General features: G+C 68.9%; 10 protein-coding genes. 2 read left to right on the plus strand and 8 right to left on the minus strand.

Features of this window, described 5'->3' with window-relative positions:
- Positions 1 to 12 precede the first annotated feature (12 nt).
- The 3 genes from AB0M48_RS39535 to AB0M48_RS39545 form a co-directional block, all read right to left on the minus strand.
- Positions 13 to 435: a roadblock/LC7 domain-containing protein gene (locus AB0M48_RS39535; RefSeq protein ID WP_090074083.1), complete on the minus strand. Its 423-nt coding sequence runs from the start codon at positions 433 to 435 to the stop codon at positions 13 to 15.
- Complete coding sequence (locus AB0M48_RS39540; protein WP_363852557.1) at positions 432 to 3206, minus strand: nitrate- and nitrite sensing domain-containing protein; 2775 nt, start codon at positions 3204 to 3206, stop codon at positions 432 to 434. Before AB0M48_RS39540 ends, AB0M48_RS39535 begins: the two co-directional genes overlap by 4 nt.
- Positions 3207 to 3424: 218 nt before the next feature.
- Positions 3425 to 4420, minus strand: a complete 996-nt coding sequence (locus AB0M48_RS39545; RefSeq protein ID WP_363852560.1) for an ABC transporter substrate-binding protein — start codon at positions 4418 to 4420, stop codon at positions 3425 to 3427.
- Positions 4421 to 4618: 198 nt separating this feature from the next.
- Here AB0M48_RS39545 and AB0M48_RS39550 point away from each other — a divergent pair, with 198 nt between their 5' ends.
- Together AB0M48_RS39550 and AB0M48_RS39555 are read left to right on the plus strand one after the other, a co-directional pair.
- Entirely contained in the window at positions 4619 to 5788 is a 1170-nt protein-coding gene (locus AB0M48_RS39550) for a 4-hydroxybenzoate 3-monooxygenase (protein WP_363852563.1), read from the plus strand.
- 174 nt (positions 5789 to 5962) lie between these two features.
- Complete coding sequence (locus AB0M48_RS39555) at positions 5963 to 6658, plus strand: IniB N-terminal domain-containing protein (protein WP_363852566.1); 696 nt, start codon at positions 5963 to 5965, stop codon at positions 6656 to 6658.
- Positions 6659 to 6813: 155 nt separating this feature from the next.
- On the opposite strand, the gene AB0M48_RS39560 is transcribed toward AB0M48_RS39555, so the two are convergent.
- The 5 genes from AB0M48_RS39560 to AB0M48_RS39580 form a co-directional block, all read right to left on the minus strand.
- Positions 6814 to 7614 carry an ABC transporter ATP-binding protein gene (locus AB0M48_RS39560; RefSeq protein WP_363852569.1) on the minus strand — a complete coding sequence of 267 codons (801 nt, stop codon included), beginning with the start codon at positions 7612 to 7614 and terminating at the stop codon, positions 6814 to 6816.
- Positions 7598 to 8365: an ABC transporter permease gene (locus tag AB0M48_RS39565; RefSeq protein WP_363852572.1), complete on the minus strand. Its 768-nt coding sequence runs from the start codon at positions 8363 to 8365 to the stop codon at positions 7598 to 7600. The genes AB0M48_RS39560 and AB0M48_RS39565 overlap by 17 nt, the downstream gene beginning before the upstream one ends.
- A complete protein-coding gene (locus AB0M48_RS39570) occupies positions 8362 to 9105 on the minus strand; it encodes an ABC transporter permease (protein WP_363852575.1) in 744 nt (247 codons plus the stop codon). Before AB0M48_RS39570 ends, AB0M48_RS39565 begins: the two co-directional genes overlap by 4 nt.
- A gap of 81 nt (positions 9106 to 9186) precedes the next feature.
- Entirely contained in the window at positions 9187 to 11919 is a 2733-nt protein-coding gene (locus AB0M48_RS39575) for a helix-turn-helix domain-containing protein (RefSeq protein WP_363852578.1), read from the minus strand.
- 115 nt (positions 11920 to 12034) lie between these two features.
- Positions 12035 to 14749 (minus strand): helix-turn-helix domain-containing protein, encoded by a 2715-nt coding sequence (locus tag AB0M48_RS39580; RefSeq protein WP_363852581.1) that lies wholly within the window; start codon positions 14747 to 14749, stop codon positions 12035 to 12037.
- Between the last annotated feature and the right edge of the window lie 109 nt (positions 14750 to 14858).

Here is a 14858-nt window from a genome sequence, read left to right on the forward strand (position 1 = left end):
ACTTCTCTCTACTCAGGCTCGCATGGAGACGTGCAGCTGGGCCCGGATCTCCGGCGTCAGCTGGAGACCGACCCGCTCCACCAGGCGGGTCATCGCGTAGCCGATGAGCCCGATGTCGCAGTTGGGTGCGGCGAGTACGGCGAGGCAGGACCCGTCGCTGATGGACATCAGGAAAAGATAGCCCCGTTCCATCTCGACGACGGTCTGTTTGACCTCACCGGCCTCGAAACAGCGTGCCGCGCCGATGTTCAGCGAGACCAGTCCGGACGAGACGGCGGCGAGCTGCTCCGCGCGGTCGTGCGGGAGCCGATCAGACGATGCGAGCAACAGGCCGTCGGCGGAGACGACGATCGCGTGCGCGACACCGGCCACCCTGCTGACGAAGTCCTCGACCAGCCAGCTGAAGTTGTCCAGTTCCTCAGTCGCGGTGGTCACTGGCGTTCCCTTTCTGCGATCACGGGGATGCCTCCGACGGCGGAGTCGAAGAGCGACTCACGGCCCATCTGGACACCCTTCTGGTACGTGGCGAACCGCTGGCGCAACCGGTCGGCCGACCGGCCGGAGATGGCGGTCGCGGTCGCCAGCTGGGGCGCCGGCGATGACGGCTTGGGCAGCGAGCCGGGAACCAGGCGCGCCTTCGGGACGCGCTTGGGCAGACCGTTCTCCGTCGTCTGCGCGGCCGCGCCCTTGTCCAGCGCGCCCGCGGCCTTCCAGCCTTCGTCCGCCGCTCCCCAGTCGGACTCGGCGTAGTCGGCGACCGCGCGTGGCACCGCCGTCGGCGCCTCGATCTTCACGGTGTCCGCCGAACGCTGCCGCTTGGGCAGGCCGTTCACGGTGGCGGGCTCCGCGTCTTCCTCGTCGTGGTGCTCGGCGCGTTCCGGCTCCGCTGGCGGAACTTCCTTGACGGGGGGTTCGGGGGCCGAGGGGGTCTGGAACCACCTCGACAGGTCGTCGTGCGAGATCAGCGGCTCGTCGACGATGGCGGGGAAGATCTCCGTGGCCGGCTCGTTGGGGCGTTCGACCGGCGGCTCGTAGGAGTACCCGTCCTCGGCGGCCTCCTCCGACGCCTCGATCCGCGCGGTGAACAGGCCGTCGGTCGACGTCTGCTCGATGCGGTGGCGCCCGGAGTTCTCGTCCTCGGTGGCGGGCGACGGCACGTGCAGCGGGTGCTCCGGCGTCCACTTCGGAACGCCGGACAGCGCCTCACCGGTGCTGGTGGACTCGGCCGAGGAGGGCAGCGGCGCGGCCGGCAACGGCAGCGCGGGCGCCGATCCCTTGTGCAGCAAGGAGACCGGCAGGATCACCTGTGCGGTGACGCCACCCTCTATGTCGTCGTTGTTCGCCAGCGTCACGCGGATCTCGTGGCGCTTCGCGAGCTGGCCGACCACGTACAGGCCCATCTCGCGGGCCACCGAGACGTCGACCTCCGGCGGCTCGGCGAGCTTCGCGTTGAACTCGACGACGTCGTTCTCCTGCATGCCGACGCCGCGGTCGTGGATGCGGATCGCGACCTCGCCCCTGCGGGTCTCGATCGTGCGCACCGTGACCTTGGTGGTGGGCTTGGAGAACGCCGTGGCGTTGTCGAGCAGCTCGGCGACGAGGTGCGCGAGGTCGTTGACCACGCGGCCCTGCACCATCAGCTCCGGCGTCGGCGCGATCTGGACGCGCGCGTACTTCTCCACCTCGGACACCGCGGCGCCGAGCACCTCGGCGATGGCGACCGGGCGGGTGACGCGGCGGTTGACCGTCGTGCCGGAGAGCACCAGCAGGTTCTCGCTGTTGCGGCGCATCTGCGTGGCGAGGTGGTCGAGCTCGAACAGCGACGCCAGGTGGTCCGGGTCCTGCTCGTCCTGCTCGAGCCGGTCGATCACGCTGATCTGCCGCTCCACCAACGCCTGCGAACGCCGCGACAGGTTGATGAACATGTCGTTGACGTTCGCGCGCAGTGCCACCTGCTCGACGGCGAGGCGGACCGCTTCGCGCTGCACGAGGTCGAACGCCCGTGCCACCTGGCCGACCTCTTCGGTCGTGTTGAGCGGCACCGGGACGATCGCCTCTTCCGCGGCGCGTTCCGGGTCGCGGTGCGAACGGATCCGCTTGATCGCCTCGGGCAGCTGGTTGCGGGCCACGTCGAGCGCGCTGCGGCGCAGCACGCGCAGCGGCCGCAGCATCGACTGCGCGACCATCGCCATCAGACCGAACGCGAGCAGCAGCGAGACGGCGACCAGTGCCGCGTCACGCCAGGCGTCCGACCGGGCGGCGTCGGCGAGACGCGTGGTCGTCGCGTCGGCCTGACCCTCCAGGTCGGCCGCGACCTCGCGAACCAGGTTCGCGGTGTCCTGGCCGATCTTGAGGACCTCGACGTCGGTGATGGACACCGGCTTGCGCTCGAAGTCCTGCGCGAGCGCGAGCCGCACGAGCCGGTTGCGACCGTCCACGGACGAACCGGACACGATGTCCTGGAACTTCTGCCTGTTCGCCGGCGAGGCCGCGTCGTTGAACTCGTTGAACGCGGCGTCCAAACGCGACTGCGCGGCACGCAGTTCGTCCGCGGCACCGGGCGCGAAGCCCCGGCGCAACGCGGTGGACGTCAGCAGCGAGTTCTGCTGGCCGAGCTGCTCCTGCGCCGTGTAGAGCGCCTGCGCGGCGGCCACGAGCGGAACGATCTCCGGCTCGCTCAGGCTGGAGATCGCGGCGCGGTGCACCGTGGCGAGCGAGGCGATGATCTGGTTGTACGCACTGATCACCGCGACGTCGGGGTACTTGGTGCTCAGCAACGTCACGCGCAAACTCGCCAGTCCGTCGAGCGACTGCAGCGACTTGGTGAACGACTCCTGCAAGGGCGCGCTCAAGGCCGTGGCCGTCGCGCCCGAATCCCTGTACTTGCCCAATTCCGTGTCGGTGAGACCCGTCCTGGCGGCGTGCTCGGGGCACGCGTTCTGCCTGCCGGCGGCCACACACTGCACTGCCCAGTCACGTTCGACCTGTAGAGCGTTCTCCACCTTCGCGGCCTGGTGGCTCACGGCGAGCTCGCGCTGGACTTTGCCGAAGAGTTCGACGTCGTCGAGCTGGGTGTTCAGCCGCAGGCCCGCGAGAGTCGCGGTGCTCAGAGCCGGAACTAGCAACACCACTGCGAGCTTGCTCCGCAACCGCCAGTTGCGTAGGCGGAACCGGTCGATGCCTCGCTGGTCCTCACGACCGCGCACCGTCAACACTCCCCGCCCGTTTAATAGCTGCAAACCTGGTGGATCTTGGAGTAAAACGCGCTGTTCTCATACCGCCGTTCGGACGACAAAACGGTGGTTCGAGAATCAACAACTTTGACCTGCGCGGCTAAACGGCCGTCGCACGATAATTCATCTGGTGGAAACGAGTGCGCGGGTGGCCGTGATCACGGCCGGATCACAGCCACCCGCGCTGTTCGTCAACTACCGGAGGGCTGGATGAGCATCGGCTTGACGTCGAGCTCCTTGTCCAGCATCTGGTACCGCTGCATCAGCTGGACGACGCGCTGCAGACGCGTCGCGTCGAGCGTCGTCGGGAAGGCGCCGAAGTGGACAAGACCTGCGGTTTCCTTGTCGACCTTGGCGTACTCGACGAGCAGCGGCTCGACCGTCGGGCGGTCGGTGGCGCCGGCCTGGCCCTTGGCCATCGCGCGCTGGAAGGCGGCGACGGTCTTGGGGTTCTGCTTGGCGAAGGCGCCGGTGGTCGCGTAGCCCGCGATCGGAATGTTGTCGGTCGGCCCGGACGCGGCGTCCAGCACCTTGATCTGACCGGCGGCGCGCTGGGCGCGGGTGATGAACGGCTCGACCATGAAGGCCGCGTCAACGGTCTTGTTCTGGACCGCCGCCTGCATGTCCGGGAACGGCATCTCCTTGAACTTGACCGAGTTCACGTCCACGTTCGCGGCTTCGAGCGTGGCCTTGGCGGTCAGCTCGGCGATGTTCTTGAACGTGTTGATCGCGATGGTCTTGCCGGCGAGGTCGGCAGGACTCTTGATGGCCGAGTCACCGGCCGCCAAGATCAGGAACATGTCGGGTTTCGCCTGGTAGCCGTCGGAGATGAGCTTGATGCCGTCGACCGACTTGGCGATGTCCTTCGACTGGGCGGCGAAGAACGAGACCCAGTTGCCGAACGTGAAGTCCAGCTCCTTGTTGACCAGGCCGGGGATCGCCGCGGCGCCACCCTGGATGACCTTGAGGTCGACCTCGAGACCCTCGGCCTTGAAGTGACCCTGCTTGATCGCCACGTGGACGGAGGCCACGTCGAGGATCGGCAGGACCCCCAGGGTGATCTTGGCCTTCTCGACCGGGCCGCTGCTGTTCGCATCGGCCGGGGGTGCTTGCTCTTTGCCGCCGAGCGCACCACAGCTCGCCACGGTGGCGAGCAGCGTGGCAAGGGCGATGCCACGGATGGCCATACGGCGGACTCTTCGAGTCATCGGGAGCACTCTCCTGTCGGAGCGGTGTCGTCGTTGCGGGGAGGATTCGCGACGGTCAACCACTCAGAGTAATGGCGCTGCTCCAAAAGACCCCAGTTGACCGACACGAGCAGGTTCCAGTCAACTACCTGCGGTGAGCATCTAAGCACAGCAGGCCTAGGGCTAGGAGAACCCCAGTTGAAGCGCTCCGTGACCGTTGTCGGCGCAGGACCGGCCGGTCTGACCTTGGCAAACTTGATCCAGCAGTCAGGTATCGACTGCGTCGTGCTCGAAAAAGCTAGTCGAGCCCAAGTGGAAACACGAGCACGGGCAGGAGTGCTTGAGCATCGCTCCGTGACCATGCTGGAGTCACTCGGTCTGGCAGATCGTTTGCTGATGGAAGCAGACCGTCACGGAACGTGTGAATTCCGCGTGAGCGGCCAGGCGTTCCAGGTGTCGTACAGCGACCTCTATGGCGGCCGCGAACACTACGTGTACCCCCAGCAGGAAGTGGTCAAGGACCTCATCGGGGGATTTCTGGACAGAGGAGGTGACATCCGGTTCTCGGTCAGCGACGTGGAGTTGCGGGAGCTGACGTCCTCTCACCCGTCCGTGGCCTTCACCAGCGCGGACGGGGTCCGGGAGACGATCACGAGCGACTTCGTCGCCGGGTGTGACGGGTTCCACGGCGTGAGCCGTCCGTCCATTCCTGTGGGAGCGCTCTCAGAATTCACGCACCAGCACGGGATCGAGTGGCTGGCCATTCTCGCGGAAGCCCCTCCGTCGACTAAAGCCATCATTTACGCACTGCACGAGGACGGATTCGCGGGACACATGTTGCGGTCCCCGGCGGTATCCCGCTTCTATCTTCAGGTACCGGTCGGGACGAAGGCTTCGGAGTGGTCCGACGAACGTGTCTGGGAAGCTTTGCACAAACGTTTCACACTGCACGACTCGTCGTGGGCGCTGACCGAAGGAAAGATCATCGAGAAGCGCGTTCTCGACATGCGCAGCCATGTGGTCGAGCCGATGTCCTACGGCCGGCTCTACCTGCTGGGTGACGCAGCCCACATCATCACTCCGGTCGGCGCCAAGGGCATGAACCTCGCCATGAACGACGCCGCGACCTTCGGACGTGCGCTTATCGACTTCTACGCCACCGGATCCGAGACCGGTCTCAAGACCTACTCGGAGGACTGCCTGCGCCGCGTCTGGCGGGCACAGGAATTTTCCCAGTGGATGGTGAACATGATCCACACCGACGTGAGCTCGCCGTTCTTCGGACGGTTGGCCCAGGCGAGGCTGGAGCACCTGGCGGAGTCCCCCGCCTACCGGGCCACCTTCGCGGAGAACTACGTCGGCCCCTGATGGGTAAAAATCAGCCCTACAGGGTGAGATCCCCGCTCCCCTAACGAGTGAAGCCGATCCCCTAGGGACCTCATCGCGTCACGATCTGGGGCCAACTCCCGATGCCGGGGGATGTCGTTCATCCATACGGTGCATCACGACATCCCCCGATCCACCTACAGGAGCTTGAGTTCCATGGGCACCCAGCAGACGCTGCACGACTTCACCCTCACCCTGCTCGGCGACCTGGACGCCCGCGAGGCGTTCCAGCTCGACCCGGAGGGCACCCTGCAGGCCGCCGGGCTGGGCGACATCTCTCCGGTCGACGTCCACGAGATCCTGCCCCTGGTGCTCGACAGCGCGTCCGTCGTGAAGATCGACGCGATCGACAAGGTCCTGGTCGAGGCAGGCGACCTGACCGCCGCCGACAGCCTCAAGCTGATCACCGGCGACCTCGAGGGCGTCACGGGCATCGCCGACATCGCCGCCCCCTCCGCGATCACCGCGCTGGTCAAGGACTTCGACGGCATCGGTGACGTGACCGGCACCCTCGACGCCGTGAACGCCAACGAGGTCGTCGCGAACGTCACCGACATCGCCCCCGTGCACGACGTGACCGGCGTGGTCGTCCAGGACCTCGGCACCGACGTGCTGGTGAAGGACGTCGTGGACACCGACGTGCTGGTCAAGGACGTCATCGGATCGGTGGACGTCGACGTCGAGGACGTCCTCGACGTGACGGACAACGTCACCGGCAACGTGGTGCAGGACGTCGCGCAGGTCGGCGACGTGCACACCGACCTCGGCCAGGTCATCGGTGACGTGAAGTTCGGCGACGTCGACGTGCTCGACGGTGGCGTCGGCAACGGTGACATCGACATCCACCTCTGAACACCCCTGTGACCGCACGACGGGCGCTCAGCGCTCTGCCCCCGAGCGCGGGCGTCCGTGTGCTCCACACAGTGCCCACACCCTCCTGCGGGCACTGAGAACGCAGCAGAGCCCCGGACCGCGTCGGTCCGGGGCTCTGCTGCGTCTTGCGACTGTCAGGACGAGACGGTCTCGCTGAGCGATTCCCGTTCCGCCGCAGCCCACTTGTCCACGTCCAGGGTGGGCTTGCCGCCGACGTTCAGCAGCCGGGCCACCTTGGACCGCAGCGCCACGAAGGCCTCGTCCGTCCGCGTCGTCACCTGGTCGCGCTCGGCGGGCAACGGCACCTCCAGGTCCGCCACCAGCTTCGCTGGCGAGCCGGAGAGCACCAGGATGCGGTCACCCAGGTACACCGACTCGTCGATGTCGTGCGTCACCACGAGAACGGTCGTGTCGTGCTCGCGACGCACTCGAAGCAACAGGTCCTCCAGCTCGAACCGGGTCTGCGCGTCGACGGAGGCGAACGGCTCGTCCATCAACAGCAACGCCGGCCGGTACGCCAGAGCGCGCGCGATCGCCACACGCTGTTGCATGCCACCGGAAAGCTGCCACGGCCGCTTCTTGGCGGCCGCCGAGAGACCCACCCACGCCAGGGCCTCGGCGGCGCGGGAGCGGCGTTCGGCGCGCGGCAGGGAGCGCAGCGGGAACTCGACGTTGCCCTGCACCGTGAGCCACGGGAACAGCGAGCGCTGGTAGTCCTGGAACACCACCGCGAGGTGGGAACCGTGCAGGGACACGTCACCGCGGGAGGGCGCGATGAGTCCCGAGATCGTGCGCAGCAGTGTGGACTTGCCGCACCCGGAGGGTCCGACCACGCACACCAGCTCGCCGACGCGGACGTTGAACGTGAGGCCGCCGATGGCCTCGTAGTCGCCGTAGGTGTGGCCTAGGTCGGCCACCTCAAGCATGTTGCTCATCCCTGCTCCTCGGTTGCCAAGCCAAAGCCCTGCGTTCCACCGCCAGAAGCGCGGTGTTCAGTCCGTAGCCCAGCACGCCCAGCAGGACGATGCCGGCCCACATGCGCGTGTAGTCGAACTCGCGCTGTGCCGTCATGAGTTGTGAACCGATGCCGTTGTCCGTGCCCACGAGCTCGGAGATGACCATCAGCACCAGGGAGAGCGACAGCGACACCCGCAGCCCGGCGAAGATCTTCGGTGAGGCCGCGGGCAGCACCACCCCGAGAACCCACTGGTGGCGAGGGATCCGGAAGACCGCGGAAGTGTCCACTTTGGTCACGTCGACGGAACGGGCACCGTCCACGGTGTTGAGCAGCACCGGCCAGATCACGCCGAAGACGATGGTCGCGAGCTGCATCGACGTGCCGCCCCTGAACAGCAACAGGAACACCGGCACCAGCGCGGGCGGCGGGATCGAGCGCAGGAACACCAGCAGCGGTCCCGCGTACTCCATCGCCCGGTCGGAGCGGCCGAGCAGCAGGCCCAACGCCACGCCGATGACCGAGGCGATCGCCCAGCCCGACAGCAGCCGGCCGATCGACGGCAGGACGTGCTCGGTGACGTTCTGCGGCTCCAGGACCCACCACTCCCAGGCCGCCGTCAGGATGTCGGACGGTGGTGGGAAGAACGGGTCGTCGGCCGCCATGCCGGCCAACTGCCAGACGACGATCAGACCGGCGAACACGGTCCACCGTTGAAGGAACTTGTTCACCAGGCCACCCAACGCCGGCGGACCCGCTCGAGACCGCTGTTCAGCAGGACGCCGATCGCGCCCGCGACCACGGTGCCGACGAGCACCTGGTCCATCCGGCCAGGCCCGCTGCGGGCCTCCATGATGAAGTAGCCGAGACCGATCTGGCTGCCCGCCATGAGCTCCACGCTCACCATCACGATCAGCGCCGTCGTCGCCGCGAGCCTGATTCCGGTGAGGACGAACGGCAACGCGCTCGGCAGCGCCACGCGGAACAGCACGCCGACCCGTCCGGTGCCGAAAACCCGTGACGTCTCAACGAGCAGCGGGTCCAGCTCGTCCAGCGCGTAGATGGTGTTGAACAGGATCGGCCACAGTGCCGCGTAGACCGCGAGCGTGATCTTCGTTTCCGGACCGAAGCCCAGCACCACGAGCGCGAGCGGAATCAGTGCCACAGAAGGGATGGGACGGAGGAACTCGATGACCGCCCTGGTCGCGTGGCGCACGGCCGGAATGCTGCCGAGGACGAGTCCACTCGGCACCGCGATGGCGATGGCGATCGCGATGGCGATCAGCACCGCCAGAACCGTTGCCACGACATGACTGACGAACTCGGGGGATGTCAGCTGCACGACCAGCTCACCGAACACGAGGGACGGTGGAGGCAGCGCATCCGCAGGTAGAAGGGGAGAGCGTCCTAAGAGCTCCCAGAGCGCGAGGAACCCGGCAATGCCGATGAGTCCCCTTGTGAACGCACGCACTCGGTCACCCTAGAGAGTGGATCTCCAGTTCACAATGCGTGCACGCTCAACTCCGGGTTGTTTGCCCCACATCGCGGCGGTTCAGCAGACCTCCACGCGCGCCACTTCGCCGAAGCTCTTCACCCATTCGGAGTCAGTGAGCCTCGCTCCGTCTTTTTCACACATCCTCTTGATGATGCGGCCGGTGTCGAGGTCGTACGGCAGCAGCTCCGGATCCTGGCCCCCGCTGCGCCCGAGGAAGTCGCGGTTCTGCGGCCGGTACACCGCGCGCGTGGAGTTGCCGTGCCCGACGACGTACACGAGCCGGTCCGCCGGACGGTCGCTCGGGTAGAGCTGGTGGACCTCGAAGACGTTGTCGCGGACGACGGCCACGCGGCCGTCGTCGGAGAACGTGACCCGGGCTCCGGCCCGCAACGCCGTGTCGAGCCGTGCGCGCAGCACGGGCGTGCCGCTCGGTACGCGTTGCCAGACCTCGACGATCGACTCGGGCGCGGAGTGCTCGACGGCGAGCCAGCGCCCGTCGCCGCTGTAGGTGATGCTGCGGGCGTAGGCGTGCTGGGAGATCGGCGGGCCCGCGGACTCGGCGGTGCCGCCGATGCTCCAGAACTCGATGGTCGTGGTGCCGGTGACCGAGTCCCAGACACCGGTCGCGAGCTCGCGGCCGTCCTGGCTCAGCGCGACGGTGCCGGGGTTGTTCACGGGCATCGGGAGCTTGCGCGGGTTGCGCGGGTCGCTCAGGTCGTAGAGCTCCGCGTACTCGGACTCGTCCGGCGTCGGGAGCCCGATCTCGACCGAGCTGCCGACCTTGCCGACGAGCCGGGACCCGTCCGGGCTGAGGTCGAGCGTGCGGAACCGGCTGGGCAGCGCTGTCAGGTAGGTGATGTCGTTCGCGTCGTTGACGGCCCACAGGTGTTCCTGGCCGTTGAAGTCCTTCGTGACGGCACGGCGTTCGGCGAGCTTCACGACCCGATGGCGGTCGGCGAACTTCTTGCCGGGCGACGCCTTGCCGTCGTCGATGCCCCACATCCGGTCGGTGCCGTCCTCGTCGGTGACCGCCGCCATCTCCCCGCGCGGGGCGACCACCACGTCCGCGTCGTCCTTCGGCGTGCCGGTGAACGGGATGCCGCTCGCGACCGCGTTGGCGAGCCGCAGCACCTTCTCGGCCTCGGCGGACGGGCTGACCTCGTAGCCGACCAGCGCGTACTTGTCGGCGTACGGCCGGCGTTGCTCCAGCAGCGCCTCGGACTGCGACAGCGCCTTGCCGCCCAGCGCCCTGTCGTTCATCTCGGTGAGCTTGCGTTCGTTCGAGAGCGCGTAGACGGCGGCGCCGGGCACCAGCGCGAGCAGCACGGCCATGACCGCGATCAACGCCGTCGAGCGGCGCGTCTCCCGTCTGGTGCTCATGTCGACGAACCGGCGCTCCTGGACCGTCAGGAACTCGCCGAGTTCCTTGGCCTTGCGCAGCCGCACGCCCCGGTAGAGCGCCAGCGGGTCGCGGTCGCTCGCCTCCCACAGCTCGATCGCGGTGACGAGCTGCTGGTGCGTCCTGAGGTTCTCGCGCTCCTCGTCGATCCACCTCGCGAGCCTCGGCCAGCGCAGCACGGCGTCGTGGGTCAGCTCGACGCCGTCCTCGGTGAGCGTCACCAGCCTCGCCTGCACGAGGAGGCCGAGCAGGCGGGCGTCGACGTCCAGCAGGCGGTTGCGGCGTTGTGCGATCCCGTTGCGCGGCACCGAGACGAGCCTCAGGAACAGCTGCCTGGCCGCGCGCTGGCCGGCCTCGTCGAGACCCGCGAAGAAGGTCTCCGCGGACCGGGCGACGACGTGTTCGATGCCGCCGGACTCCTCGAACCCGGCGAGTGACAGCGTCATGCCGCGCTTGCGCCGCCACGTCTCGACGAGGGCCTGCTGCACCAGCGGCAGCGCGTGCTGGTTCGCGGCGTCGGCGACCAGTCGCGCGATCACCGCGGTCTCGACGGTGGCACCGATCTTGGCCGCGGGTTCGGTGATCGCGCGGCGCACCTGGTCCGCGCTCATCGGCTCGATGGTGATCTCGGCGCCGCCGACGCCCTTGTCGTGCCAGCGCCGCCGCTCGTCGGCGCGCACGGAGAGCACGACGTGGGGGCAGCGGGTCACGGCGGCGACGAAGTCGTCCGCGTCCAGTGCCCGCTCGAAGTCGTCGACGAGGAGCACGAGGCCGGGGCGGTGCTGGCGGATCCGCAGCCTGAGGTGGTCGGGGTCCTCCCGGAACTCCTCGGCCAACCGGCTCGCGGTCGTGTTCTCGAAGACCTCGGCCAGGGCCTCGGCGAGGTCCCGGATCGGGTCCTGGCCCGGCGTGATCACCACGGCGTCGTCCAGGGCGGGCAGCAGACCGGCCCGCAGCAGCGACGTCCGGCCCGATCCCGAGGCGCCGAAGACGACGGTGACGGGCGTGGCCCTGACCGACTCGACGACCTGCTCGACGAGGCACTCACGCCCGAAGAACCGCTTCGCGTCGGCCTCGGTGAACGGCTCGCCGCCGGGGTACGGCGTGTTCGGGTGCAACGGCTGGGTGTGCTCGGCGGCGAGTTCACGCCATCGCTTGGTCCAGGAGGCGGGATCGGCGTCGCAGGCCCGCACGAAGGCGAGCGTCAGCGCGAGTGACGGCAGCTTGCGTCCACCGGCCGCGTCGGACAACGCGGTCGGCGAGTAGTTCGCGCGCCGGGCCAGTTCGCGATAGCTCGGTTTGCCTGCCTGGTCACGCAGTCTGCGCAGGTCACCGGCGAACCGCAGCAGCGCGGTGTCCTCCGGGCCCAGCGGACGTTCCCCTCTTGGCATGCCGCCTCCTGGCCGGATTGTCCACCAAGGGTTCGCCTGCCGTCTAACGGCCCGCTAATCGCTCACCATCCGGGCGTGCGCTTCGTGATCGTTCCACCACTCCAATGCTGGGACTTCAGTCGCGGCACGGCGGGGTGAAGTCCAGATCGCCGAAGTACTGCTCCCACTCCTCGCGGCTCATCCGCGGAACGGCCTGCTCACAGATCCTGACGGCCGGGTCGCGCGGGTCGGCGTTCCACAGCCGCACCGCCCGGTCCGCACCGCCCGTCACGACCTCGTCACCCGCGGGTGTGAGGCCGACCGCGGTGACCGGCCCGGTGTGCCCGCGCAGCAGGGCCTGCTCGACCGGTTCGCCGTCTCCGAGCCGCCAGAGCCGCACCAGGCCGTCGTCGGTGGCGACCGCGACCTGTCCGGCGGCGAGCCAGGCCGACGTGACCTCGCCGCCGCCGGACCGGATCGCGGCGCGCAGTACCGGGTCACGCGGGTCGGTGGTGTCCCAGAGGTGCACGGCCCTGCCGGCGGTGGTCAGGAGGCGGTCCGCGCCGGCGAACTGGGCGCCGCGGGCGAACTCCCTGGTCAGCGACAGGAGCTTGACGTCGCGCGGGTCGGTGACGTCGACCAGGTGCACGGCGTGGCCGGTGGTGACGGCGGCCAGGACGTGGCCGTCCGGGCGGAACGACATGCCCGCCAGCGGTCCCAGGCCGGGCTGGACGGTGGTGAGGAGCCTCGGGCGTTCGCGGCGCAGGTCCGTCCAGAAGCTCAGGGCGCCGTCCGCGCCCGTGGTGACGAGAGTGCCGCCCTGCCAGGCGATCGCGGTGGCACGCACGGGCAGCGGGGCCAGTTCGCGCGGTCTGCCGAGGGAGACGTCGACGACGTGCACGGTGCCGTCCTCGGCGGCGGACGCGACGAGACCGCCGGTCGCGTCCATCGCGAGCGCGGTGACGGCCCCGGAGTGCCTCGTGGCGTCGTAGGAGGTGCGCGGGGACGGCAGGTCGTCCAGCGCCGTCAGCACGACCGTGCCGTCCCGGTGCCCGGTCGCGACCTGCTGCTGGGTCGGGCCGACCACCAGCGCCGTGATCTCGGACTGCGCTTCGCGCAGCACCTGGGACGGCACGTCCTCCTGCCTCAACCCGTTGCGCGCCTGGGGCAACGGCACGAGCCGGTAGGCGGCGAGCGCGACCTGTTGCGCCAGGGCGGGGTTCGTGGAACGCAGGGCGGCGGCCTCCCCCACGGCTCTCAGCACGGCCGCGTGGGCGCGTTGCTCCTCGGCGGCGATGCCCGCGCGCAAAGCGAAGACGGTCGAGCTGGCGGCGATGACCACGAGTGCCACGAGTGCGGCGAGCAGCTGGCGTTGACGGCGGGTGCGTCTTCGGGCGCTCGCCGAGACCTCCTCCTCCGCGGCCAGGCTCGCCGCGAGGAAGGCGCGTTCACCGGCGTTCAACGAGAGTCCTTCGGGGACGTTCACCAGGCGGCGTCCCCGCCACAGCACGCCGGGATCGCGGTCGAGCGACTCCCAGGTCCGCGTGGCGTGCGTGAGTTCGCGCTGCGCCCTGATGTTCTCGCGGTCCTCCTCGATCCAGCGCTGGAACGTGGGCCAGCCGCGGATCAACGCCTCGTGCGCCAGTTCGACGCCGTCGCGGTCGATCACGACGAGCCGCGCCGCGGCCAGCGCGAACAGCACCTCGTCGTCCGCTTCGAGTTCGGACTGGTGCGCGCGGCGTTTGGTGTCGTCGGCGGTGACGAGCCGCAGCAGGATCTGCCTCGCCTGCTCCTGCCCTGCCGGGGACAGTCCGTCGAACACCTCCTGCGCGGTGCGGGCGACGGCGTGTTCGAGACCGCCGACCTCCTCGTAACCGGCGAGGGTCAGCGTCATGCCGCGCCGGTGCTGCCAGGTCTCCGCGAGCGCGTGCGACAGCAACGGCAACACGGCCGCCTGCCCGACCGCGTCGGCCATGAGCCTCGCCAGCAACGCGGTCTCGACCTTGGCCCCCACGGCCGCGGCGGGTTCGGTGATGGCGAGACGGAGCTCGTCGGGCGTCATCGGACCGAGGAGGAGCTGCGCGCCTTCCAGGGCGTCGACCAGATCGGGATGCTGCGCGCAGTGGCCGTAGTAGTCGGCGCGCACTCCGATGACGACCTTCGGGCAGCCCAGGAGCGCCTCGATCAGCCACCGGCGGAGCTCTTCGTTGCGGCACAACGTGAACAGCTCCTCGAACTGGTCGACGACCACGAGGTGCGGATGCCGGCGGCAGAGTTCCCGGGGGTCCTCCAGTGCGCCGGCGAGCGCGGCCGCCTCCCCGCCGGTGAGCCGGGCGAGCGCTATCGCGCACTCCTCCACGGGGTTCGCGCCGGGCGTGAACAACAGCACCGGCTCGCGGGTGCGGGCGATGAGACCGGCCCGCAGCAACGACGACTTGCCCACACCGGACGGTCCGAAGACGCCGGTGAACCGGTTCCCGGTGGTGAGCAGTTCGGCCGTCATCCGCTCGCGCCCGAAGAACTTCGGCGCGTCATCGGGCTGGAACATCGCGAGCCCCACGTACGGATTGTCGTTCGCCTCACGGGGTTCGGACTCGACGACCGAGCGCCACCGCCGCGCCCACTCCTCCGGATCGGCGTCGCAGGCCTTCGCGTACGCCTTGGTCACCGCGAGGCTCGGCAGCTTCCGCCCACCGGCCGCCTCCGACAACGCCGCCGCCGAGTAGTGCGCCCGCCGGCTCAGTTCCCGGTAGGTGGGGCTGCCCGCACGCTCCCGCAGCCGGCGCAGATCCGCCGCGAACCGCAGGAGACCGCTCTCGCCCTCGTCGAGAGGGCGTTCCCGTCTCGGCATCCCGTCATTGTTCAGAGAACTTTGTTCAGCGGCCAACACATGACCGTGAACAACCCGTTCGCCCTAACGTCGAGGCGGACACATCTACGGGGAAGACCCGGTGCTCGCG

Source organism: Lentzea sp. NPDC051208, assembly GCF_040682435.1.
In the GTDB taxonomy this organism is placed as follows: domain Bacteria; phylum Actinomycetota; class Actinomycetes; order Mycobacteriales; family Pseudonocardiaceae; genus Lentzea; species Lentzea kristufekii.